General features: G+C 40.6%; 22 protein-coding genes and 4 pseudogenes. 7 read left to right on the top strand and 19 right to left on the bottom strand.

What is annotated here, in order from left to right:
• Nucleotides 1–6: 6 nt before the first annotated feature.
• From E4K71_RS16435 to E4K71_RS16380, 12 genes are all read right to left on the bottom strand, one after another.
• Nucleotides 7–342, bottom strand: coding sequence for a 5-carboxymethyl-2-hydroxymuconate Delta-isomerase (locus E4K71_RS16435; protein WP_135081414.1), 336 nt, complete (start codon nucleotides 340–342; stop codon nucleotides 7–9).
• 13 nt (nucleotides 343–355) lie between these two features.
• The gene (locus E4K71_RS16430) at nucleotides 356–679 is read right to left on the bottom strand and encodes a phosphoribosyl-ATP diphosphatase (protein ID WP_135081412.1); all 324 of its coding nucleotides are present in this window, start codon (nucleotides 677–679) and stop codon (nucleotides 356–358) included.
• Nucleotides 679–1440 (bottom strand): imidazole glycerol phosphate synthase subunit HisF, encoded by a 762-nt coding sequence (gene hisF, locus E4K71_RS16425; protein WP_135081410.1) that lies wholly within the window; start codon nucleotides 1438–1440, stop codon nucleotides 679–681. The genes E4K71_RS16430 and hisF overlap by 1 nt, the downstream gene beginning before the upstream one ends.
• 80 nt (nucleotides 1441–1520) lie before the next feature.
• Entirely contained in the window at nucleotides 1521–2252 is a 732-nt protein-coding gene (gene hisA, locus E4K71_RS16420) for a 1-(5-phosphoribosyl)-5-[(5-phosphoribosylamino)methylideneamino]imidazole-4-carboxamide isomerase (protein WP_135081407.1), read from the bottom strand.
• A 102-nt stretch (nucleotides 2253–2354) separates the two neighbouring features.
• The gene (hisH, locus tag E4K71_RS16415) at nucleotides 2355–2996 is read right to left on the bottom strand and encodes an imidazole glycerol phosphate synthase subunit HisH (RefSeq protein ID WP_135081405.1); all 642 of its coding nucleotides are present in this window, start codon (nucleotides 2994–2996) and stop codon (nucleotides 2355–2357) included.
• Nucleotides 2997–3015: 19 nt separating this feature from the next.
• Nucleotides 3016–3390, bottom strand: a complete 375-nt coding sequence (locus tag E4K71_RS16410) for a DUF2628 domain-containing protein (protein ID WP_135081403.1) — start codon at nucleotides 3388–3390, stop codon at nucleotides 3016–3018.
• A complete protein-coding gene (locus E4K71_RS16405; protein ID WP_135081401.1) occupies nucleotides 3387–4274 on the bottom strand; it encodes an SMP-30/gluconolactonase/LRE family protein in 888 nt (295 codons plus the stop codon). Before E4K71_RS16405 ends, E4K71_RS16410 begins: the two co-directional genes overlap by 4 nt.
• Nucleotides 4275–4279: 5 nt before the next feature.
• On the bottom strand, nucleotides 4280–4885 hold the full coding sequence (locus E4K71_RS16400) for a glutathione S-transferase family protein (RefSeq protein ID WP_135081399.1): 606 nt from the start codon (nucleotides 4883–4885) through the stop codon (nucleotides 4280–4282).
• Between the two features lie 6 nt (nucleotides 4886–4891).
• A complete protein-coding gene (hisB, locus tag E4K71_RS16395) occupies nucleotides 4892–5479 on the bottom strand; it encodes an imidazoleglycerol-phosphate dehydratase HisB (protein ID WP_135081397.1) in 588 nt (195 codons plus the stop codon).
• Between the two features lie 74 nt (nucleotides 5480–5553).
• The gene (locus E4K71_RS16390) at nucleotides 5554–6189 is read right to left on the bottom strand and encodes a class I SAM-dependent methyltransferase (RefSeq protein ID WP_135081395.1); all 636 of its coding nucleotides are present in this window, start codon (nucleotides 6187–6189) and stop codon (nucleotides 5554–5556) included.
• A gap of 7 nt (nucleotides 6190–6196) precedes the next feature.
• On the bottom strand, nucleotides 6197–7210 hold the full coding sequence (locus tag E4K71_RS16385; RefSeq protein ID WP_135081393.1) for a UbiA family prenyltransferase: 1014 nt from the start codon (nucleotides 7208–7210) through the stop codon (nucleotides 6197–6199).
• Complete coding sequence (locus E4K71_RS16380) at nucleotides 7210–9021, bottom strand: hypothetical protein (protein WP_135081391.1); 1812 nt, start codon at nucleotides 9019–9021, stop codon at nucleotides 7210–7212. The genes E4K71_RS16385 and E4K71_RS16380 overlap by 1 nt, the downstream gene beginning before the upstream one ends.
• A gap of 466 nt (nucleotides 9022–9487) precedes the next feature.
• On the opposite strand from E4K71_RS16380, the pseudogene E4K71_RS16375 reads away from it, so the two are divergent.
• Nucleotides 9488–9632, top strand: a pseudogene (locus E4K71_RS16375) (transposase); the annotation flags it as partial.
• Nucleotides 9633–9683: 51 nt separating this feature from the next.
• Here the strand turns inward: E4K71_RS16375 and E4K71_RS18500 are convergent.
• Nucleotides 9684–9857: a hypothetical protein gene (locus E4K71_RS18500; RefSeq protein ID WP_240796837.1), complete on the bottom strand. Its 174-nt coding sequence runs from the start codon at nucleotides 9855–9857 to the stop codon at nucleotides 9684–9686.
• A 145-nt stretch (nucleotides 9858–10002) separates the two neighbouring features.
• On the opposite strand from E4K71_RS18500, the pseudogene E4K71_RS18495 reads away from it, so the two are divergent.
• Nucleotides 10003–10613 (top strand): annotated as a pseudogene (locus E4K71_RS18495) (IS3 family transposase); the annotation flags it as partial.
• Between the two features lie 167 nt (nucleotides 10614–10780).
• On the opposite strand, the gene E4K71_RS16355 reads toward E4K71_RS18495, so the two are convergent.
• From E4K71_RS16355 to neuC, 5 genes are read right to left on the bottom strand one after another with little or no spacing between them, the layout of a single operon-like run.
• Entirely contained in the window at nucleotides 10781–11707 is a 927-nt protein-coding gene (locus E4K71_RS16355; RefSeq protein WP_135081385.1) for a methionyl-tRNA formyltransferase, read from the bottom strand.
• Complete coding sequence (neuB, locus tag E4K71_RS16350; protein ID WP_135081383.1) at nucleotides 11704–12765, bottom strand: N-acetylneuraminate synthase; 1062 nt, start codon at nucleotides 12763–12765, stop codon at nucleotides 11704–11706. The genes E4K71_RS16355 and neuB overlap by 4 nt, the downstream gene beginning before the upstream one ends.
• Complete coding sequence (locus tag E4K71_RS16345) at nucleotides 12765–13430, bottom strand: PIG-L family deacetylase (protein WP_135081381.1); 666 nt, start codon at nucleotides 13428–13430, stop codon at nucleotides 12765–12767. Before E4K71_RS16345 ends, neuB begins: the two co-directional genes overlap by 1 nt.
• Complete coding sequence (locus tag E4K71_RS16340) at nucleotides 13430–14323, bottom strand: formyltransferase family protein (protein ID WP_135081379.1); 894 nt, start codon at nucleotides 14321–14323, stop codon at nucleotides 13430–13432. The genes E4K71_RS16345 and E4K71_RS16340 overlap by 1 nt, the downstream gene beginning before the upstream one ends.
• Nucleotides 14324–14333: 10 nt before the next feature.
• Nucleotides 14334–15506 (bottom strand): UDP-N-acetylglucosamine 2-epimerase, encoded by a 1173-nt coding sequence (gene neuC / locus E4K71_RS16335; RefSeq protein WP_135081378.1) that lies wholly within the window; start codon nucleotides 15504–15506, stop codon nucleotides 14334–14336.
• An 83-nt stretch (nucleotides 15507–15589) separates the two neighbouring features.
• Here neuC and E4K71_RS16330 point away from each other — a divergent pair, with 83 nt between their 5' ends.
• Nucleotides 15590–16297 (top strand): acylneuraminate cytidylyltransferase family protein, encoded by a 708-nt coding sequence (locus E4K71_RS16330; RefSeq protein ID WP_135081376.1) that lies wholly within the window; start codon nucleotides 15590–15592, stop codon nucleotides 16295–16297.
• Here E4K71_RS16330 and E4K71_RS16325 read toward each other — a convergent pair.
• Nucleotides 16292–17638, bottom strand: a complete 1347-nt coding sequence (locus E4K71_RS16325; RefSeq protein ID WP_135081374.1) for a CDP-glycerol glycerophosphotransferase family protein — start codon at nucleotides 17636–17638, stop codon at nucleotides 16292–16294. The genes E4K71_RS16330 and E4K71_RS16325 overlap by 6 nt on opposite strands.
• A gap of 718 nt (nucleotides 17639–18356) precedes the next feature.
• Here E4K71_RS16325 and E4K71_RS16320 point away from each other — a divergent pair.
• From E4K71_RS16320 to E4K71_RS18490, 4 genes and pseudogenes are all read left to right on the top strand, one after another.
• Entirely contained in the window at nucleotides 18357–19244 is an 888-nt protein-coding gene (locus E4K71_RS16320) for an SDR family oxidoreductase (RefSeq protein WP_135081372.1), read from the top strand.
• Nucleotides 19245–19326: 82 nt separating this feature from the next.
• A pseudogene (locus E4K71_RS16315) lies at nucleotides 19327–19515 on the top strand (transposase); the annotation flags it as partial.
• Between the two features lie 322 nt (nucleotides 19516–19837).
• Nucleotides 19838–21103, top strand: coding sequence for a hypothetical protein (locus E4K71_RS16310; protein ID WP_135081368.1), 1266 nt, complete (start codon nucleotides 19838–19840; stop codon nucleotides 21101–21103).
• Between the two features lie 8 nt (nucleotides 21104–21111).
• Nucleotides 21112–21764: pseudogene (locus E4K71_RS18490) on the top strand (IS1595 family transposase).
• Nucleotides 21765–21929 lie beyond the last annotated feature (165 nt).

Here is a 21929-nt window from a genome sequence, read left to right as displayed (position 1 = left end):
TACGATCTAGCGCTTCACATAGTTCGGCTTATCAATATCAATCGCTTCAACTGACAAAGCTACATCTTCTGACACCAGCGCATCCATTTTATCGAAGACGCGTTGGATCATATCCTGTTTTTGCTCATCGGTGCGTCCGACAAACAGCTTGGCATCTACATGGATGAAGAGCTGGTCCGTATTGGCGGTGACATAATGCTCCACAGGGAAAGCACGGGCCTTGATCGCATCGGGGTTAAACAAGCCACTTTCTTCGGCCCCATTCCAGACTTCTTGTACCAATGTCTGAATATCCACCTGTTTTTCAACAGACTTTGCGTAAGAAATCACCATATGAGGCATGTTTTTAGTCTCCTTAATCTTTCGGGCGGGAATTTTTCTCGTCAATCCCGGAAATACCTTCGCGCCGCGCCAACTCAACCCAAACCTCTTCCGGTTTCACCCCGGCTTCGGCCCACAGCACCAGTAAGTGATAGAAAAGATCGGCACTTTCTGCGGTCAGCTTATCATTGCCCTCAGACAGGGCCGCAATGACACATTCTACACCTTCTTCACCGACCTTCTGGGCGATTTTGCCACGGCCTTTGGAAAAAAGCTTGGCTGTATAAGATTCAGATGGGTCAGCACCTTTGCGTGATGCAATGGTCTCAAACAGCTTATCAAGTACGGTTGCGTCCATCAATCCAGCCTCACAGGGATACCGGCTTTTGCCATATGTTCTTTGGTCTCTTGGATCGTATACGTTCCAAAATGGAAAATAGAAGCGGCCAACACAGCCGATGCATGGCCCTCAGTCACCCCTTCGACCATATGGTCCAAATTGCCCACACCACCGGAAGCAATCACCGGGATTTTAACCGCATCGGCAATGGCACGCGTTAAAGGCAAATTAAATCCAATCTTGGTGCCATCACGATCCATGGAGGTCAGCAGGATTTCCCCTGCGCCATATTCTTCCATCTTTTTCGCCCATTCCACCGCATCAATACCGGTTTCCTTGCGCCCACCATGGGTGAAGATTTCGAACTTGTCTTCGCCAACAGATTTAGCATCAATAGCAACCACAATACATTGGCTCCCGAATTTCTCAGACGCTTCACGGACAAATTCAGGACGTTTCACGGCTGCGGAGTTGATGGAGACTTTATCGGCCCCGGCCAGCAAGAGCTTGCGGATATCTTCCACTTCACGCACACCGCCACCAACGGTCAGGGGCATGAAACATTGCTCTGCCGTGCGACGCACCACATCATAGATGGTGTCGCGATTTTCGTGGGTTGCAGTGATATCGAGAAACGTCAACTCATCGGCGCCTGCCGCATCATAGACCTTGGCCTGTTCCACCGGATCACCCGCATCCACCAAATCAACGAAGTTCACACCCTTGACCACGCGACCATCGGCCACATCGAGACAGGGGATAATTCTTACTTTCAGCATCTTTCCACTCACGTCATCCCCGACTGGATCGGGAATCTTTCTCCGTTTGAACGAGGTCCCCGCCTGCGCGAGGACGACATTTAGCCTTTTAATACTTTCATAGCTTCCGCCACATTGAGTTTGCCGTCATAAATGGCACGACCGGAAATCGCCCCGTCCAAGCCCGGTACTTCTGCGGCCTTAATCGCGGTGATATCTTCCATGGATGATACGCCCCCAGACAAGATCACCGGTGTAGAAATCGCTTCGGCCAGTTCTACAGTGGCTTGCAGGTTCGGGCCTTCCATCGCGCCATCTTTGGAAATATCGGTAAAGATGATGGCAGAGACACCCGCATCTTCAAATTTCAGAGCAAGATCGAGCACTTTCATGTCAGAGACTTCTGCCCAACCTTCAACCGCCACATAGCCATCACGGGCATCAATCCCCACAGCCACTTGGCCGGGGAAGCGCTTACACGCCTCAATCACAAAATCCGGATCACGCAATGCAATGGTACCTAAAATCACACGGGAAATACCTGCATCCAGCCAATATTGAATGGTCTCAAAAGTACGAATACCGCCGCCCAGCTGGGTTTTTGCCTTGCCATCAATGCCATTGAGGATAGATTTCACCGCTTCAGCATTGGCTGGTTCACCGGCAAAGGCCCCATTAAGGTCCACAATATGCACCCACTCACAACCATCAGCGACAAATTGCGCCGCCTGATCACCGGGATTTTCATTAAACACGGTGGACGCATCCATATCACCGCGCAAAAGGCGCACGCAGTTACCGTCTTTAAGGTCAATGGCTGGATATAAATTCATCTGCTTTACTCTCTTTCGTCATCCTCGCGCATGCGGGGATCTTTTTCCTGTGATTTTCGAGATCCCCAATCCAGTTGGGGATGACGTTCTTTATCTATTCTCTTAAGGTTTCCATTTCAGGAAATTAGTGATGACTTTCAGGCCAATCGCCTGACTTTTTTCCGGGTGGAACTGGGTACCGACCATATTATCACGGCCCACCATCGCAGTGACATCACCACCATACTTCACTGTTGCCAATTGGTGGGCAGGATCAACCGTTTTAAACTGATAGGAATGGACAAAATAAACATCCGCATCGCCTACGCCGTCCAAAACAGGGTGTGCCCCCTCATCAAACGACAGCTCGTTCCAACCCATATGCGGAATTTTCAGGGATGCATCTGTAGGTTCAATCGCCACCACATCACCTTTGATCCAGCCCAAACCTTCATGATTGCCATGTTCCAGGCCACGCTCAGCCATCAACTGCATGCCCACACAGATGCCCATAAAGGGTTTGCCTTTTTGATGAACCGCTTCGTTCAATGCTTCCAACATGCCATCAAGGCTGCGTAAGCCCTGAGCACAATCACCAAAGGCACCCACACCGGGCAGCACCACATGATCAGCGGCCGCAACATCTTCCGGTTTATTAGACACCAGCACATCAAGCCCTAAGCCCGCTTCGCGTGCAGCACGTTCAAAGGATTTTTCGGCAGAGCGTAAATTGCCCGACCCATAATCAATAATGACAACAGACATACTGTCCTTCGCCCACTTTCTAATCAGTTTGAAGCTTGCTCACCACCAACTGCAATCCATGATCCACAGATTGTGCAGAGATCACATCTTCTTCCAAATATCCCCGCCGTCTTAATGTCCAGCGCGCCAAATCATTAGCATAGATACCCAATAACATATTGAAACTGATATTGACCACAGCTTGCCCAAAAAGATCAAGCCCAAAGACACCTAAAAACACACTTATTGCCATGGAAAGGGCAAAAATACTCAATGCAACCCACCAATAGCCTTTCATCAATGCCCAAAAGAGCGAGAAGACAAAAGCCGCCCAGTTAAATCCCTCTTTAACCAAACGAACATCCGGTTCTGGATCAAGGCCGAATTTCTGGATATGGACGGTGTATATTTTCATGCAAACAAGCGATCCTGATATAAACTCTCTGCCAAACCGATTATACCCGGCTTTACAACAAACGCACCCCCACTTTGCGGATAGCGCACAAGCTGCCCGGTATCCATTTCCTGACGGGCCGTTGTGATAAAGAGCTTATCCAAATTTTTACCGCCAAAACAACAACAAGTCACATTCAGGGCTGGAACCTTAATAATAATATCGCGTGTCCCATCTGCTAAAAACCGCTGGACACAGGCCCCATTATATTGAGCATTCCACAAACCACCTTCACGATCAATACAAGACCCATCTGGCAAACCTTCCTCTTCAGAAAGTTGGGCGAAAGAGGATCTCTGTGATAAACACCCTGAGTCTGGGGCGTAAGTAAAGCTCGCAATCTCACGGGTCTCTGTATCAGCAAAATACATCCGGGTGCCACAGGGTGAGAAACAAATGCTATTGGCACATTTCACCCCGTCAAATAAAGAGGTTGCCTCACCCTTTCCAAAAGAAAGAACATGGGTAATGGCTTCTGGTCCGGCTTCATAATAGCCCCCGACAATAAACCGGCCCTGTCGATCACAACGTCCATCATTCAAGCGAGTCGCGGGTTGATGAGTTTCATAGGCATAGAGCAAATCACGCTGTCCGCTTTGGATATCCAGACGGTATAAACCGCTAGCAAAGGCTGCGAGGATTTTACCGTCCAGATCAAAGGCGAAAGAACACAGACGTTCTTCAAGCTCATAACACATAAGGTCATGACCAAACTCGTCACAGCTATAAAGGTGTTTGTTCTGAATATCCGTCCAATAAAGTCGCTGTTCTGCCCCATTCCACTGGATACCTCCCCCCAGTTCATTGTGACAACCCACCAACAACTCTGCCTGTAAGCATTTCATGGGATTTAGATCTCACCCATGGGTTTCCAGCGCGGTTGTGCCTTGATCCGGTCAAGCCATGCCTGAACCTTGGGATAACCGGATAGGTCAAAGCCCCCTTCATCGGCCACATGGGTATAGGCAAACAGGGCAATATCGACGATGGAATAACGGTTACCCACAAAGAAGTCCTGATCAGACAAATGCTTTTCCATGACATCAAGGGCGCGATATCCCTTTTCCCACAGTTCCGACAAACGGGGATCATCAGCTTCGCTATTGCCCAGATAATGCATGGAATAGCGCGCCACGGCGATGGCGGTTTCATGGCTATATTGTTCCCAGAATAACCATTGATAAGTCAGCGACTTATCAAAATAATCCATGGCCATATATTGGGTTTCATCGGCAAAATGCAGCAAGATAGCATTGGATTGGGCCAGAACCATGCCTTCATCCAAGACAAGAGCAGGGACTTGGCCCATGGGATTGATCGCCTTAAACTCATCTGTTTGGCAATCACCAGCCACCACATCCATTTCCTTGATAGTAACATCACAGCCCAGCTGATGCAGCAGCAGGCGTACCTTGTAACAATTGCCAGAACTTTGACTAGAATATAGCGTCAGCATAGCTGTTTAGAGAGACCCTTTGGTGCTGGGAATTTCATCAGATTTGCGCGGATCAATCTCCACCGCTTGACGCAAGGCCCGCGCCAACCCTTTATAGGCCGCTTCCGCAATATGATGGTTATTTTCCCCATCCAGACATTCCACATGCAGGGACAACCCGGCTTTCAGCGCGAAAGATTGGAACCAATGCTGGAACATCTCCGTATCCATATCGCCCAATTGTGCCTGTGAGAATTGAACTTTCCACACCAGATAGGGGCGCCCGGAACAATCCAGCGCCACACGCACCAAAGTCTCATCCATGGGGATATAAGCATGAGCGTAACGTGTAATGCCTTTTTTATCGCCCAAGGCTTGCGTAAACGCCTCACCCAGCGCCAAAGCCACATCTTCCACCGTATGGTGACAGTCAATATGGAGATCACCGTTGCAGCGGATTTTCAGATCAATCAACCCGTGACGTGACAGCTGTTCCAGCATATGATCCAGAAAACCGATCCCGGTCTTAATGTCATACTCGCCTGTCCCATCCAGATTAATCTCAACGGAAATATCAGTTTCAGACGTTTGTCGCTGAACAGATGCAGTGCGCATAGGGGAGTGTCTCCAATAGAAAAACTTCGTCAATAAAGCGTGTTATACACCAAACTTCTTAAGCAAGAGATAAGTTATTTGATTTTTTGTGCAACGATCAATTCGTGACGATACCAATAACAGGTTCTGACCGTTTCATATGTAATGTCAAACCCTTGATTTTTCAAAATTTGACGAGCTTCGCCCTTGTCAAAATATGTAATCCACTGACGGGCCAAGACCAAATCGTGCAAACGATTCATAAAGGCAAAAAAGAACGGTTTTTTCGCCATATCCTTATAAATAATCTTTCCGCCGTTTTTGACTTTCTCGCATGCTTTTTCTAAGAAAATACCTTGTTGCACAGCAGGTACATGATGCATCACATCAATCATAGAAACCACGTCAAACTGCTTATTTGGCCACTCTTGTGGCCTTATGGACATGATAAACTCGACACGTTCACTCTCCACAGCCTCATCTGCCGTTGCCAGGGCCGCCTCATTTACATCAGCACCGACACTATCTTGAATATGACAATAGTGCTTGGCTAACAACAAAAACACCCCGTTGCCACATCCAATATCGAATTGCGATGCCCCATGGGGAACATGTTCCAGCAACATATCAAACGGGCAGATATAAGGACGCAGACGACATAGTAAACGCGTTAAAAAACCTGCCCTTTTATAAGCCTGAACATTAATCTTTGAAATTTCTTGTGGCGTCATTTCAACCTTATACCCGACTTAAAAAATGAAAGGCAACAGTGGCCCCACTAAGCCAAAGACTAATGATATTTGTTCCACTAAACACAATCGGGTCCTGATGCATCTTACCTTTAATAGTCTGCAACCAGATATAACCGATCCACAAACCAAAGGCGATGGCTGACAACCAAAGATAGACATATTCATGATAACGATCAGCCACACTGGGGTCTAACTGAATAAACAACCCATATACAACCGTTGCTATGACTGCCAAACCACAGCCCAATGTAACAACCAACGGATAATGCTTTTGACGATAGCCTCGACCTGTATCTTCCCCCACCTCGTCTTTGAGCCCTGCTGCACGTTTCACAAATGCCAGACTAAGAAAGGTCACAACCACAAAGGCGATAAACCAGGAACTCATGGGAAGATCAAGTGCGACCCCACCAATAATAACCCGCCATGTATAGAGAAAGGCCAGAAGCATAACATCAACGATAATCAACCGCTTCACATAGAAAGTATAAGCCAGTGTTACGATCAAATATGTCCCAAAACACAGGAATAAAACTGGATCTAGATATGTGGCTAACCCTAAACTAAATAGTAACATCAAAAGCGATAAAGCAATAGCATGAGGAATCCTGAATTCCCCTTTTGCCAGGGGCCGATACTGTTTATAGGGATTTTGCCGATCAGCTTGTAAATCAAACAGATCATTGATGATATATGTGGCACTGGCCATCATTGAAAATAAAACAAAAATACCAAAAGCAATGCTCACATTCTCAAATGTCGGCACTCCCCCAATGATTAAGACGGCGAATATGAGAATATTTTTAGACCATTGATGAGGGCGTAATCCCTTAAATAATCCCGATAAAGTTGTTTTACTTTGTTGTGGCAGGAGTGCTAAATCCAGATTGGCCGAACCACTTTCAATAATATTTTTTGTTTGAAAAAGCTGGAGAGGATTTTTTTTCACAAGGTTGATGACACTTTCCCAATAAATATCTTGAATTTTCGGGTCAGACATCAGGAAAGCTTTCTCAACTTTATACAATCAATATCAATAACAGGCGGGTTTGACAGACCCGTGGGCTCTAACAGGTGGGCTATCTTATTCCATATTTCAGAACGGGTCGCAAACATTTGCCAGAAGAATGCACGGCTCAGCGCGACAGTCACCACAAAACTCAACAGCCACGCCAACCAAGCATACCGACTATGTGCCGTAAAAACCCACAACACGCTATGCTGGACAAGGGCAATATAAGAAATCAAACGTAAGGCAAAATGTGTTTTAAATGGATTAAAACAGACAAAAACCACAGAAAGAAAAGCCCAAAGATGAAGGGGATGCCACCCCTTAGACCATAAAGAAAGCTGCTCCCAACATTTCTCCACAGCCCCACTTGCCATGTCAAAAGATAACAGATCACCCAGTGCCTCTATCCACAAGGCAGGTGGGGCATGTAAATTCACACTGGCCGTAGCCGCTGTGGTAAAGGGAACAAAAACGCCCCCAAAATACCAGTTATGAAACGGCACAAAAAGAAGGGGAGAAAAACCAAACCCCAACCATAAAATATTTTTCAAATTCCCCTGTCTAAGGAATAAAACAGAAAGCCCCAACAACAAGACAGCAGCCCCTGGGGCCATATTCGGGCGCATAAAGACAGCAAAGGCTAAGAACAATCCGCCCAGCCACAGGGCCACAAGCGAAACCTCTTTCTCCTTCAAAACCTGTTTAACAAGAACACATAAAGACAAAAGAAACAGCCCATATCCTAAAGCCCCCGGAAAACCCAGAGCCATATTGTCCATATAATGGGGGAAAGAAAGCCCAAAACTACGCACAAAAGGCGTGAAGAAAAACAGTCCCATCACAGGCAAGAGCCACAGGCTTGGAATAAAAATCCTGAGCAAAGAATATAAAACCAGGGGGACAAAGGTGAGAATAATCAAATAGCCATAAACCGTTTCCCCAAACATCAAATGTTCTAGAAAACGGAAATAACGCAATCCGGGCATGTAATAAAAAATGTCAACGCCACCCTGAAAAACCTTCGACCAATCATCCCTCAAAAACCCATCCAGCATCAAGCGTGACATACTGTCATGGGTTAAACCGTCAAGCCCCCCTGGATACACAGGTAATGCTGTAAAGAGATGACTTACCTTTCCTGCTAAGACGGACAAGCTTGCACAAACAAAACCAAAGGGAAGAAATAGCTGTTTAAATTCAACGCGGACCAAAAGCAGGACCAAAAGCACAGCTCCCACATAAGGGGCAAACTGATGTATTTGCATCAAAAATGAGGTTTCCAGCCTCATTTCAAGAGAATCAATCCCATTACCATAAAGCTTTAAGCCTTGTGCCTTTTCAAGAGAACGACACGCCAATTCAAGATGATGAAGAAAAACAACAGGCTTTTTTTCTTCAACCCAAGCCACTTTACCTCGCCAACAGATCTGACTTGCCGGATTATTCCCCTTAAATTCAAACAGGACAAAAAACGGCATATCCGCACGTTTAACGTCACTACGTGTATCATACCAGTTATAAGAGCGATTGATAAAACCGCCACGCAAACTCATGACATCTGAAAAATTAATATCAGAGACAACACGTGAATAAACAGGATTTTGCCAAATCCCATCGGCATTTACATCATATAATTCTGTGGGTTTTTGATGTGTTTTCCAACAATTACTCGTCTTTGATACATCCACACCCAGACAATGGCCTTTTACAGGATACTTTCGCAGGAAATCAGCTTCCAGCCAGCTGTAAATTTCTTCAGGCAATTGATCTTTAAAAACCTGGCCCTGTGGGGCTGGCATAAACAGATTATGACCTTCCTGTATCTTATGTTGAGGCAAAACAGATTGAAGAGTAAGACAGATCAACAAAACTATTAAGGCCGATCCCCATCTTATAAATCTATCCGTAACACCTGCCCAAAACAATATGGGCAAGAAAAACACAAGAAAAAGAAAATCCCCAAATTGATTTAAAGGCAATGACAAACAGGCGACAACCAAGAAAAACACAAGAATACGAAGCAAAAACTGGGGAAACAAAAGGGACATATCGAAAAAAACGTAAAGCCTTATTTGTAAAAGTCAGAACTTGATCCGACATATATGAATTATCGGACAGCAAAAATATTTGAGATCGTGTTGTCCGATTGTGGCATCAAGTTATCAAGATTTTTCTCAATAGCCAAATGTTTGACATTCTCGAAGGTCTGCATGGGTGTTTTTCCATAACAGCGCCAGCCGGCCTGAATGGGGTCGCATGACGTTGTCCCATGGCGTTCCCCGCACCGATGATCAACGGGTTATTTCATGTATTATTCATGTGCCTAAACGTGGTCTTCAATGGCGTATGGCGTGACACTCCGACAGGTTACGGTTCACATAAAACGCTCTACAATCGTTTTGTTCGTTGGAGAAATATGGCGGTGTGACTTTGCAAATAATCCATGACTGGGTTTTGCGTTTTAATAAAGAGGGACCTGATGGTCTAAAAGATCAATGGTCAGGCGGTCCAGTGTCATTGCCCGTTCAATCAGAGCTTTCTTCAATTTTTTGAGAAGTCCCTCTTCACCCATCAAGTCTTGTGGGTTGTCAACGGACGCAAATAGCTCATCGAGCAGTTCTTTCTTGATAACCATCTTCTGGCACCTCCTAAAAGGAGTTTACACGATTGAATAGCCCCTAGATTTCTAGACACCTTGTCGGTTACAAAATGAGGCAAGGAGTTATTCAATATCCAAATCCTATTTCACCGATGAATTTAAAATTGATGCTGTATAGCAGATTACGGAACGGGGCTATTCAGTCGCAGAAGTTTCCCGGCGTTTAGGTGTCAGCACACATTCGCTTTATCAATGGCGTAAGCGGTTTTCTAAATTGCCAGCTGTTGCCCAAGAAGTTATGGAACAATCTGCCGAGATCAGTCGCTAAAAGAAAGAGTTGGCCCGTGTCACCGAGGAGTGAGACATCTTAAAAAAGGCCACGGCGTTCTTCGCAAAAGATGCCAAGTGAAGTACGCCTTTATGAAGGTGCATCGTTCTGATTTTATGATCCGAAGCATGTGCCGTATATTGCGAGTTCATCCAAGCGGATTTTATGCGTGGCTAAAATCACCACTCAGCAATAGAGCCCTTGAAGACCAACGCCAAACTGAACTCATCAAACAGGCTTGGGAAGAGAGTGGCAAGGTTTATGGCTATCGTAAATTACACGATGACCTGTGAGAATTAGGCGAATGCATCAGTCCTAACCGTGTCGCACGCCTGACTCGTCTGGCAGGAATTTGTGCTCAGATCGGATATAAACGTCGTCCTGGTCAATATGGTGGAAAACCGTCTATTGTTGTTGATAATACACTTGATCGACAATTTGATGTTCTGGAACCAAATCGATTTTAGGTAACTGATATTACCTATATTAAAACGACAGACTATCGCTAAAAGACGCTTGATCTACCAAAATCAGGCCGTTTAAAATCAACCAAAGAGAAATCATGATCTCTGGTCTCTAATGTTTTGACAACGGACACTCTCAACCAGCGTGCCAAAGCTGATATTTAAATTTAGTTTTTACTATCAATTCGCGTCCCAATTGGCCATGTTGGCTTAAGTATCTTTTCTGGCTGTTGTTGCTTGTTAATGTGAGCATATTCAAGAATTTGAAGTGTCGTATCTCCAGTTTTTATTATTACACCTTCATTATTTTTGCCTATAATTTCACCTGGTGTTCCCATATAGCTAGGTACTCCTAAGATTAATCTCGTACGAACAATAGCTATATCATCAGATTTAATTTTTGCACGGGCGCATGGACCAGGAGAAGAAATTCCTCGGACAAAATTGTGAATACGTTCACTAGTCCAATTCCAGTCTACATTTTCATCTCCGACTTTACGTCGACCACAATAGAAACCAACGGGATGAATACTACTCTGTTTAATTGGTTTAACTTGTTTATCTCTGATTTTTCTAAGACCTGTTAAAAGTGTCTCAGCACATAGTTCATGAGCTATTTCAAGAATATCATAGTAGGTGTCATCTTTGCCAATAGAAGAAAACCTTTGCTCAATGATATCCCCAGTATCAATACCTTCATCAATATAATGTAGTGTGACCCCAAATTTGTCTTCACCATTAATTAAAACCCAGTTGAGAATATTTCTTCCCCGATAAAATGGTAAAGCTCCTGCATGACAATTGACAAACCCCTCAGGACACAGGTTGATTAATTCAGGTTTTATAATTTGATCATAAGACATTGATACATTTAAATCTGACTGAAATGTGGATATTGTCTTAAGAAAATCCTGTGCATTGACTTTGGGAGGACAAAAGAAAGGAATATTAAGGTTACGCGCCATATTTTCTAATGAGGGGTCGACTGAACCATAACGGCCAACAATAAAATCAATTGTGATATTATTTTCATCTCTTAATAATTCAAGCGCTCTAACAGCCCAAGGACCATCGCCAAAATAACCTATTTTCATTTAATTAATGCGTCCTTTTTATAGTCAGCCTCAGCTATTTTACCTAAATAGTCCCAATATTGCATAGGACTTATGCCATCACCAGGTCTTTTAATGCTTAAGTTTTCAGCCGTAAATGTCTCACCTTTAGAAATATCAACTTTGGCGACAAGGCTTTTGCGCACGACTGGTAGATTCTTTTTTTCGCTTTTTGTAGTTTTTTTAATGCCGTCTCCTAGCGCGACCTCAACATCCCTGATAAGTTGAACCATTTTAATTAATTCAGCTGGCTCTAATGATGCTGCATGATCTGGTCCAGACAGGTTGTGGTCCAGTGTAAAATGTTTTTCAATAATTCGCGCACCTCGTGCTACTGCTGCCAAGGGAATATGAATACCAAGACTGTGATCAGAATAACCAACTGGAAGCCTGAATTCTTTTCTCATATTATCCATTGCCCGAAGGTTAATCTCATTGAATGGAGCTGGGTATTCAGTTGTGCAATGAAGTAAACTGATATTCTCGTTTAAAGCTCTTTGATCACTTTTTTCTATCAATGCTTTAAAGTCTGGAGGACCATCGCGGTGACATAGGCTATGAGATAGAACCTTTAAAGCTTGTTTAATTTCAGACAATGATGACATTCCTGAAGATAAAATAATTGGTACCCCTAAACGTCCAACATGATCAAGTAAGGGACCGTTAATGATTTCACCTGAGGGAATTTTTAAACGTTTAACTTTAAGTTCTTTAACCAAAAAGTTAGCACTAATAGTATCAAAAGGAGTCGACATAAATTCAATGTTATATTTTTCACACTCTTCTTTGAGCCTAAAGTGCTGGTCTGGACTTATTTCCAGACGCTGAATCATATCGAAGTGACTTTCTGATTTATCTGTCTGTTCTAATTGATAGTTTGCTTTTGGCGTCCCTTGACTTACAAGACGTTCAGCTTTGAAAGTTTGGAATTTTACAGCATCTGCCTTAGCCTCAGCCGCCGCTGCAATAAGTTCGTATGCTAGTTTCTCATCACCATTATGATTTACGCCAGCTTCTGCAATAATAAAACATTTTGTCATTAGGACTTGAATTCTTTTAGTAACATAAATGCTTCTGCTGCATGGCAGCCTACCTGGGAGCCACGTTGTTCAGCTAATGCACGTATTGCTCTTTCGGAGCGAGGAAAAGGAAACTCTTTCATTTCACCACCATATATTTTCATAATTTCTATTTTTTTGTCAATAAATTCAGATATATTTATAAAAACATTGGGTTGAAAAAAAGAACTGTCAGGTAATGAAAAATCGGTTTCTGAAATAGTTTCATATATATAGGTTCTCTTAATGCTGGGGTATCTAAACCATTTAATACAAGGTTTAGCAGACTGATATACAGCATAATGATCTGAATGAATATCTCCGCCATGAGGAAGGTATACAACTTCAGGCTTAATTTCTTTTATAACATCACTGATTCTTAAGACAAAATCTGACATTGGAATTGTATCCAATAGGGTGGAAGGATAATTAAGCTCAAAGACACTATCAAATTGAAACTGTTTAGAAACTTCTACAATTTCAACCTTTCTATTTCTAATACGTTCAGCTGAAAAGCCCTGTTCAACATTCATACACGTTATAATCAACCAGTGAATTCGATCACCGTTTGCTTTGTGCTTGAGCAGGGTACCACCACAGCCAAGAGTCTCATCATCTGGATGAGGTGCAATTACTAAGATATCCATTATAAATATTCACCTACCTCAGGTAAGGTTTCAATATCATGTTCAATTAAGACTAAAGAACCCTCTCCACACTTTATGCATATATTATTACCTTCAATATATAAAACTTTTCCAGGTTCAATGTCATTTGGGAACTTTGGTCCTATTTTACTACGCCATACTAAATATTCTTTTTTTCCAACAAATAGAGACGTGCCGCAGTAAGGATAGGATAAACCTCTAATTAAATTATAAATATTTATGGAAGACATTCTCCAATCAATCATCCCATCCTTCGGAGATCTTTTGCGCCAATAACTTGCTTCTTTATTACTTTGTTTTTTATGAGTTAAATTTCCTACATAAGCTTGGTCAATGATTTCAGATATTTGTGAGGGAATTAAGTTTAATATTTTTTGATACAAGTCTTTAGCATAATCCTCAAATTTAATTTTTATTGGAATTTGATGTACTAATGCTCCTTCATCAGGTTTATTTTCCATTATAAAAAAGGAAGATGCTGTTTCTTCTAAGCCCAGAACAAGTGCCCAGATTAATGGATGGCGCCCTCTATTTTTTGGCAAAGCTGCTGGATGATATCCAATAGCTGCAATACGAGGGATCTTAAGAATAGAAGGGGGTAATAACCAAGACCATCCAATGCAGAAAATTAGATCAGGTTTTTTTTCTGTAATCCAAGAAGTAAGCTTATCCTGACGATGTTGTGAGTTAGCATAATATACAGGACATCTATCTCCTTTTATATGCAATGAAAGGTCAGTGAAATCAGAATTGAAGTTATTAAAATCCCGTGTAACAATGCCCACTAATTCACATTTAGGGTGGTTCATAAGAGTTTCAAGTGCTGTCTTACTTGTTTCTACACAGCCAATCAAAATAATACGCATACTCATTATTTGGTCCTTATTTCACCAGAATATCATGGAATGATTTGATTATAATTTTATTCCAATTAATATTATTTAAATGATCGACCATACGTTTTGCAGCACCTGGTTGCCCAAATGGAGAAGTTTTCTTTCTTGTAAGTGCGATGTGTTCATCTGATAGGGCTTTTTGAATAGCTTCCTTGATGCTATCTTCATCCGTCTTACAGGATATAACAGAGGGTGCTGTGAGCCTGCCTTTTTGACGTATTCCTATATTTACAGTTGGAACTCCCATAGCTGGGGCTTCCAAAATCCCACTGGAAGAATTCCCAATAACGACATCAGCATAATGCATAAGAGAAAGGTAGCGACGTTGACCAAGTGTTTCGACAGCTGCAAGGTCCCTAGGTTTTTTTCGTACATAATTTTCGATTAAATGTCGAATTTCTCGACCAGATGTATCTGCATTAGTACCTGTAAATACAATGGAAGTTCTATCAAATTGATTTAAAGCATTTATTAGATTATTAATACTACGAGATGGCTTTTCTTCAAGTGTAACAGGATGATAAGTAACAATAAAAATCTTTTGCTTCAGATCAATTCCAAGGAATTCTTCAAGCTCTTTCTTGTCAATCAAATCTAAGTTACCGATATTATCTAAACCTGGCGCACTTACGTTGAAACAATATTTGGGATCTTCTCCCATCTGAATTACACGATTTCTATATGGTTCAGCTGTTACAAAATGAACATGAGACATTTTTGTAAGGCTATGACGAATAGCCTCATCAATTAGGCCCTCTGTAGCTTCTCCCCCATGTATATGTACGAGCGGTATTCGTGCGGGTAAGGCGGCTTGGGCTGCAGCTAATGTTTCGTACCGATCACCCAATAAAACAATAATATCTGGTTTCAATCGATCAAATGCATCAGCGAAGCCAATAACGCCAAGGCCAATTGATTTTGCAATACCTATAGGTGTATCACTACTTAATAACATTTCTATTTTAGCATTTATTAAAAAACCATCTTGTTCAATTTGCTGATATGTATTACCGAACTCAGGAGAAAGGTGGGTGCCCGTTACCGCAATTTGTAGATTGAAATTAGTTGATTTGTTAAGTTCTTTAAGTAAATAGAAAAGTAAGCCGTATTCTGCTCGGGTTCCAGTTACAACACATATATTTTTTATTTGTTCAGACATAATCTTTTAGGTATCGCATTATTAAGGTAGTCTCAAATTTGCACATGATGTTTCTTGAAGCAAGATATACATAGGTAAATGATATGCGAATAATAGCAGTAATTCCCGCCCGAGGTGGTTCAAAGAGGGTACTTCGGAAAAACATTAAATTATGTGCTGGCAAGCCTCTAATTGCTTACACCTGTATAGCAGCAAGAGAATCTCAACATATTAATTCCTATGTTGTTTCTACTGATGATTCAGAAATTGCAGATATATCGCTACAATGGGGTGGGACAGTGCCTTATGTACGCCCCAAAGAACTCGCAGAAGACGCAACACCTATGTTGCCAGTCTTAATAGATTTATTAAATTTCTATAATGAAAAAGGTGAACATTATGATATTTTAGTCCTCCTGCAACCCACGTCGCCTTTGCGCACATCTATACACATAGATGAAGCTATTAAATTATTTAGGTCTAATGCATGCGATAGTGTCGTAAGTGTAACTGAATGTCCTCATCAGTTTAATCCTATGAAATTAATGACTGAGCATGAGGGGTTTCTAAATACTTATCATGACAATGCTCCAAAGCCTGGGCAAACTCAGACCATTCCAAAAGTTTATGGTAGAAATGGTCCTGCTATTATTGTTACTAAAACAGATAATTTATTATGTAAAACACCATCATTATATGGTGAAAAAATACGCCCATATATAATGGATGCCAAAGTTTCGATTGATATTGACGAACCGTTTGATTTCGAAATTGCGGAGTTATTATTAGAACGCCAGAACTACTACTTATAAAACTTTTTTAAGTTCTTCAATGACACGTTGGGACGTTCGCCCATCATCATAACCTAAGTAATTTCGGATAAATTTTTGATATACTTTTCTATCACTAGACTGCGTTGTATCTTGCCCTTTAGCCAATTCAAGCAACCGTTCTTCTAATTTTTTAGCAGAACTTGGAGTTTCAAATAATTTTAAGTAATCACGAAAAAACACATTATCTTTATAAGCTCCGACCGCTTCTGCAAAAACTGGAATTAATGTAGGCTTATCCAAAGCTCGCGCTTCAATAACTACAGTTGAATTAAACCCCACAACGGCTGTTGATTGACATATCAAATCAGGTGCGGGATCAAAAACAATTTCTAAGTTCTTAATTTCTTTAATCGACTTTCCAGTACCATACTCTACATAATGGTCAATTTCTGCGAACCAATCAGGATCATTATATTTGGGCTTATAAACAAACCTAAAATCAGGACGTTTAAGGGCAGCCCTTGCAAAAGCTGCATGGCTATCACGTACAAGTTCAACAAAACCCAAGTCGTCATTAATACTAAAATAATGAGCTTTACGCTCTCGTGGAATATATTCCATATCACCAGAAAAATGCCCAAATGAAAACATTGTCATTTGTTTGGATGAAGTAGGTTTACGAAATACACTGTCAGCTTTTAAAATTCGATCCATACGGGGTAAACCTACTACCCCGATCTTTTCACCAGCAAAAATATTAGACTGAATAAACAGTTCCTTACCTGTTTGATTTGTTACAAGTAAACGACTACCTTCAAAACGAATTTTTTCTTCTTTATTAAGTTTAACTCGGCGTGGAATATGATGTTCATCTATCAGTGTGAACTCCTTATGAATTGCAACAAAAGGGAGCCCGCCTTCAGGTAAACCTTTGACCCAAGCCTTTTCATTAACGTATTGCATAGATGGAGTAATCGCAATATCGTAATGAAAAAGCTTCTTTAAAACCCATCCTACTTTTCTAAGGAACAAAACTTGCCTATCTCTTAAGTTTAAAAGAACTGGGTCTTCTTCAAGGTGATAGAAAATATTTTCCGTTTTCCCTTTGAACGAAAAGATTGCATTAATTTTTTGAAAAAGCTCTAAAGGAATAGTATAAAAACTAGCTTGTTCTACCTTCGAAATTGCGTCGAGATCTTGCTCGTAACGATTAGAACTAAACACAATGATTTTTAACGAATCTTTATTATTAGATTTATAAATACACTTAGACTTAAAACCTAATAAAATACCTGCAAATATTCCGAAAAATGAGAAACGGAAAATATTTTTGAAAGCATTTGAGGACAAAATTTGGCTTATTATCTTCGTTTGCAGCATGGGAGGTATTCTGACAGAATTAAAATTAAATTAGAATTGTAAAACGTATAGCCTCTTTTTATTGCTCCATCAAGTTAAGAGCTAGATTCAGGACTGGGGCTGCCCCCATTTCATAGCGAGATTAGGGCGTGCGTACTATCAATACCGTGTTTTCTGCGTTTAATGTAAATACCCTTGATTTGATCCCAAGTCAAATTACGGACTTCACATCCCCTTAAGCCATGCCTAGGATCATGGTTGCATCGCGTAGACCGTACCGTCCTTTTTCTCAGGCAAAATAAAGAAGGCGTTTTGGACATCGAAGCCTACTTTTGTAACCCGCATTCACCTTGGCAACGTGGTGGTATCGAAAACACAAATGGCATTGTTCGGCGGGACATGCCGCGAAAAACAGACATCAAGGATGATAGCGATCAGGACATTGATGACATTACATGGAACTTAAACACCACACCCAGAAAATGCCCTGGGTTCAGGACACGCGCCGAGGCATTCTTTCAAAACCTTCAAATTACACTTGAGATGTGAACCAAGCTAAGACTAAACAACTAGTTATCTAGGATAGCTCCAAACTTTTTTAACATTTCCTATGTTAACTAGCGTAATTGATTTACACTTTCTTCAATTAAATAATTGCATTTATAATTAAGGGCATTCTAATTATCGAGTTAATCTTATTATATCTACGAGGTGAACTAAGTGATAAATAGATGAAAATATGATGAAAATTCTTTTGACAGGGGCTACAGGATTTTTAGGTGGGTATTTAGGCCCAAAACTCAAGACCTGTGGAGAAATTTTTAATTTTGGCCTATCACAAGCTGAGGAAAATTCAAACTTCTTTAAATGTAATCTTTCTGATGCATCTCAGATTGAGGATTTACTTCCAGAAATTAACCCGGATGTTATTCTTCATACCGTTGCAGCAACAAATGTTGATTGCTGTGAGGAAGATCCACAATCTGCTTATATCTCAAATGTTCAAATTACAAGAAACCTAACAAGTTGGATATTGAAAGAATCCTCTAAAACTCGATTTATATATATTTCAACAGACCAAGTATATTCCGGTATAGGCCCCCATTCTGAAAATATAGTTGCTCCAATCAATATTTACGCAATGACAAAATTATGGGGGGAGGACCTTGCTAGGCAGTTACCAAATCACCTGATTATTAGAACGAATTTTTTTGGTTTAGGCAGAGAAAAACGTCTAACATTTGTTGACTGGTTGATCCATTCTTTTTTAGAGAAAACTAAAATTACTCTTTTCGATGATATTTATTTTTCACCTTTATATGTTGAAGATTTAGCTAAGCTTATAAAAGCAACGATTCTTTCTGATAGAATAGGAACATATAATTTGGGATCATCTTGTGGAGGAATGTCTAAAGCTGATTTTGCATTGTGTATTGCAGATTATTTAATGCTTGACACCTCAATGGTAAAAATTGGGAAGAGTATAGAAAAATTAGGATTAGCACCTAGGCCAAAAGATATGAGAATGAATAGTAACCGATTCTCTAAAGATTTTAAGATTACATTGCCTAGTATACATGATGGTATTAAGGAATTAAGTCGAAAAAGAAAAGCATCTCAGAGATGATCCCAAAAAACTGGACAGAGCCTGACCTAAAAGTCGTTGAGTGATTACAGTTACTTATGTTTCTATCGGTTTGCGACAACTGATGGAGAACAATAATGGCTTGGACAGCAACCACTCGAATTGTCGATATGCAAGCGATTTAACGGATAAAAAATGGAATTTGATTGAAAATTTCATCATACCTGTGCCTTGCCCTCAGGGACGTCCACGAACAACGGATTTACAGCAGGTTATGAACGGCATTCTGTATATTGCGACAACGGGCTGTCAGTAGCCAATGCTCCCCAATAATTTTCCGCCACACTTAACAGTTCAGAAAGTTTTGCCCCCCCTTTAGCGAGTCAGCTTGTAGCTGAAGCGCTCTAAATTTCCCTCAATCGTTAAATCATGGCGAAATAACTGGACTGGATTCAGACTCTTATGAGTCAAAAGTTTACGGTTTTGATATGACACCAAGAAAATGTCTCTTTAAGCCCTATTGAATGAGCTGGGCAAAAATGTCAAATTGTTATTCCTAGTGAATGTTGTATTTTGCTCCTGAAACTATTGAATAAACTGATTAAATATTCATTTTAATAATATTGATATAATAGATGTTAAAAAAAAAATCTTACATATTAATGTATATATTAATGTATATATGTGTTTTCTTTTTTATTTTTGGATGGAAATTAAGTAAATATGTTGATATTATAGTAATTGTATCATTTGTATTTACATTATATACATTTTTTTATATTAAAAATATATTATGTTTTAAACATGTGCGATTTTTATTTATTTTATTTGTTTTAATTATTTTATATTTATCATTTATTTATTTTTATCATAACAAAATTGAAATGCATTTCATATTAAGAACAATTCGATCTGGGATTAATTTTAGTGCTGCAATAGGGATTATTTTTATTTTTTATAAATTATTTAAAAATAATTGGGATAAAATACTTATTCAGTTTATTCTTTATGCGATTGTTTTACATAGCTTAATCATTATTGCAATGTTCATAAATGAAGAAACTCGTAGTGCTATTTATGAGTTAACTAATGCAAAACAATATGTTAATTGGGCTGGAACTGAAATTTCAACTGGCGCACGCATAACGGGTCTAACTTATGGTCTAGCACAAACATCAGCAATCCATTTAATTGGATTACCTCTCATTTTTCTTGATGGGCAGGTCGCTAATAAGTTCTTAAAAACCATATTTTCTATAATTATCTTAATTAGCATTGCTTTAACAAGTAAAACAGGGTTGATTTTATCTCATATTGTATTTTTATTTATTTTTTATCAATTGAGCGGAAATATAATAAGTACAGTTAAATATACACTTTTAATAATGATTGGAAGTATATTTTTGATTATATCAGTTTTATTATTAGGTAGCTTTGATTTTATAAATAGTTCTATTCTTTTTTCCCATTTTATGGGATCTGCTCTTAACTTTCAAATGATGATATCTGACCCTCAGAACTTTTACTATTTCAAACATATTCGTGAGATGTGGATTTTTCCAACCGATTTAGAAACTTTTATGTTAGGAAGTGGATCTCTTGGCAGGGAGGAAGGGGGCTATATTGCAACTGATTTAGGGTATAACAGGTTAATTTTTGGAATTGGGTTGCTGGGATTAATCTTATTACTTTTACCATTTCTCTACGGTTATTATATTGCCTTTCAGATAAAACATGCTGATACGACTTTATATATTGCTCTTCTATGTTGCTTGACTTTATCGTTAATTATCAATTTTAAAGAAATTGCCTTAATGACAAGAGGTATGTGGTCAATAGAATGCCTACTGATTTGTTTATGCATCATAAAAAACAAAGGGGCTGAAAATGAGGTTCTATAATGGCTACGATGTACAGCCGAAAAAGTCGTCTAACTTCACGTCAGCAAAGCAAGTTGATTGAGGATTTCGTCGCAGGTAGCACCGCTCGAGCGACTGCAAGAATTGTTGGCGTGCAGGCGAACACGGCGATCCGTTTCTTCATGCAGCTTCGTCAATTGGTTGCCAGCAAGTTGCCGGGCTATCGACTGCATGGCGAAATTGAAGCTGATGAAAGTTATTTTGGCGGTACCCGCAAAGGTAAGCGAGGTCGCGATGCAGGTGGCAAAGTAGCTGTATTTGGCCTTTTAAAGCGGAAAGGTAAGGTCTAGACAAAGATCATACCTGATGCCTCCTCATCAACTTTATTGCCGATTATCCAAGATAAGGTTGTGCCAGACAGCATCGCATATTCTGACTGTTGGCGTGGTTATAATGTGCTGGATGTATCCGACTTTAAACACTATCGGATTAACATTCCAAACTCTTTGCAGACAAAAAGAACCACATTAATGACATTGAGAATTTCTAGAACCAAGCGAAGCATCATATGCGAAAATTCAACGGTGTTTCTAAGGAGCATTTTGGGCTATTTTTGAAGGAATGTGAGTGGCGTTTTAACACTCCTGATCCTCAGGAGCAATTACGTCAGATTAAACAGTGGGTTAGACTGTATTTAATTTAGTTATCTGGATCAGCCCCTATCGTTATCTTTACCGCATCCGAAAATCAAGCTGGACAAGCTCTATCGCTATCTCCCCAGAGCCAAGGCAAAGCGAGATCGGCGATATTACAAACGCAGGCGTGAACCTTTGGAAAACCGCCGTTTCATCCATGACCGCCCAAGGAA

It is taken from the genome of Terasakiella sp. SH-1 (assembly GCF_004564135.1).
Lineage (GTDB): Bacteria > Pseudomonadota > Alphaproteobacteria > Rhodospirillales > Terasakiellaceae > Terasakiella.
The sequence above is the reverse complement of the archived record's forward strand: the minus strand, read 5'-3'. Positions and strand labels throughout refer to the sequence as shown.

Coding starts and splice junctions, on each gene's coding strand:
- E4K71_RS16435 (WP_135081414.1), bottom strand. CDS start 342: ATGCCTCATATGGTGATTTCTTACGCAAAGTCTGTTGAAAAACAGGTG.
- E4K71_RS16430 (WP_135081412.1), bottom strand. CDS start 679: ATGGACGCAACCGTACTTGATAAGCTGTTTGAGACCATTGCATCACGC.
- hisF (WP_135081410.1), bottom strand. CDS start 1,440: ATGCTGAAAGTAAGAATTATCCCCTGTCTCGATGTGGCCGATGGTCGC.
- hisA (WP_135081407.1), bottom strand. CDS start 2,252: ATGAATTTATATCCAGCCATTGACCTTAAAGACGGTAACTGCGTGCGC.
- hisH (WP_135081405.1), bottom strand. CDS start 2,996: ATGTCTGTTGTCATTATTGATTATGGGTCGGGCAATTTACGCTCTGCC.
- E4K71_RS16410 (WP_135081403.1), bottom strand. CDS start 3,390: ATGAAAATATACACCGTCCATATCCAGAAATTCGGCCTTGATCCAGAA.
- E4K71_RS16405 (WP_135081401.1), bottom strand. CDS start 4,274: ATGAAATGCTTACAGGCAGAGTTGTTGGTGGGTTGTCACAATGAACTG.
- E4K71_RS16400 (WP_135081399.1), bottom strand. CDS start 4,885: ATGCTGACGCTATATTCTAGTCAAAGTTCTGGCAATTGTTACAAGGTA.
- hisB (WP_135081397.1), bottom strand. CDS start 5,479: ATGCGCACTGCATCTGTTCAGCGACAAACGTCTGAAACTGATATTTCC.
- E4K71_RS16390 (WP_135081395.1), bottom strand. CDS start 6,189: ATGACGCCACAAGAAATTTCAAAGATTAATGTTCAGGCTTATAAAAGG.
- E4K71_RS16385 (WP_135081393.1), bottom strand. CDS start 7,210: ATGTCTGACCCGAAAATTCAAGATATTTATTGGGAAAGTGTCATCAAC.
- E4K71_RS16380 (WP_135081391.1), bottom strand. CDS start 9,021: ATGCCAGCCCCACAGGGCCAGGTTTTTAAAGATCAATTGCCTGAAGAA.
- E4K71_RS18500 (WP_240796837.1), bottom strand. CDS start 9,857: ATGGTTATCAAGAAAGAACTGCTCGATGAGCTATTTGCGTCCGTTGAC.
- E4K71_RS16355 (WP_135081385.1), bottom strand. CDS start 11,707: ATGAAAATAGGTTATTTTGGCGATGGTCCTTGGGCTGTTAGAGCGCTT.
- neuB (WP_135081383.1), bottom strand. CDS start 12,765: ATGACAAAATGTTTTATTATTGCAGAAGCTGGCGTAAATCATAATGGT.
- E4K71_RS16345 (WP_135081381.1), bottom strand. CDS start 13,430: ATGGATATCTTAGTAATTGCACCTCATCCAGATGATGAGACTCTTGGC.
- E4K71_RS16340 (WP_135081379.1), bottom strand. CDS start 14,323: ATGAGTATGCGTATTATTTTGATTGGCTGTGTAGAAACAAGTAAGACA.
- neuC (WP_135081378.1), bottom strand. CDS start 15,506: ATGTCTGAACAAATAAAAAATATATGTGTTGTAACTGGAACCCGAGCA.
- E4K71_RS16330 (WP_135081376.1), top strand. CDS start 15,590: ATGCGAATAATAGCAGTAATTCCCGCCCGAGGTGGTTCAAAGAGGGTA.
- E4K71_RS16325 (WP_135081374.1), bottom strand. CDS start 17,638: ATGCTGCAAACGAAGATAATAAGCCAAATTTTGTCCTCAAATGCTTTC.
- E4K71_RS16320 (WP_135081372.1), top strand. CDS start 18,357: ATGATGAAAATTCTTTTGACAGGGGCTACAGGATTTTTAGGTGGGTAT.
- E4K71_RS16310 (WP_135081368.1), top strand. CDS start 19,838: ATGTTAAAAAAAAAATCTTACATATTAATGTATATATTAATGTATATA.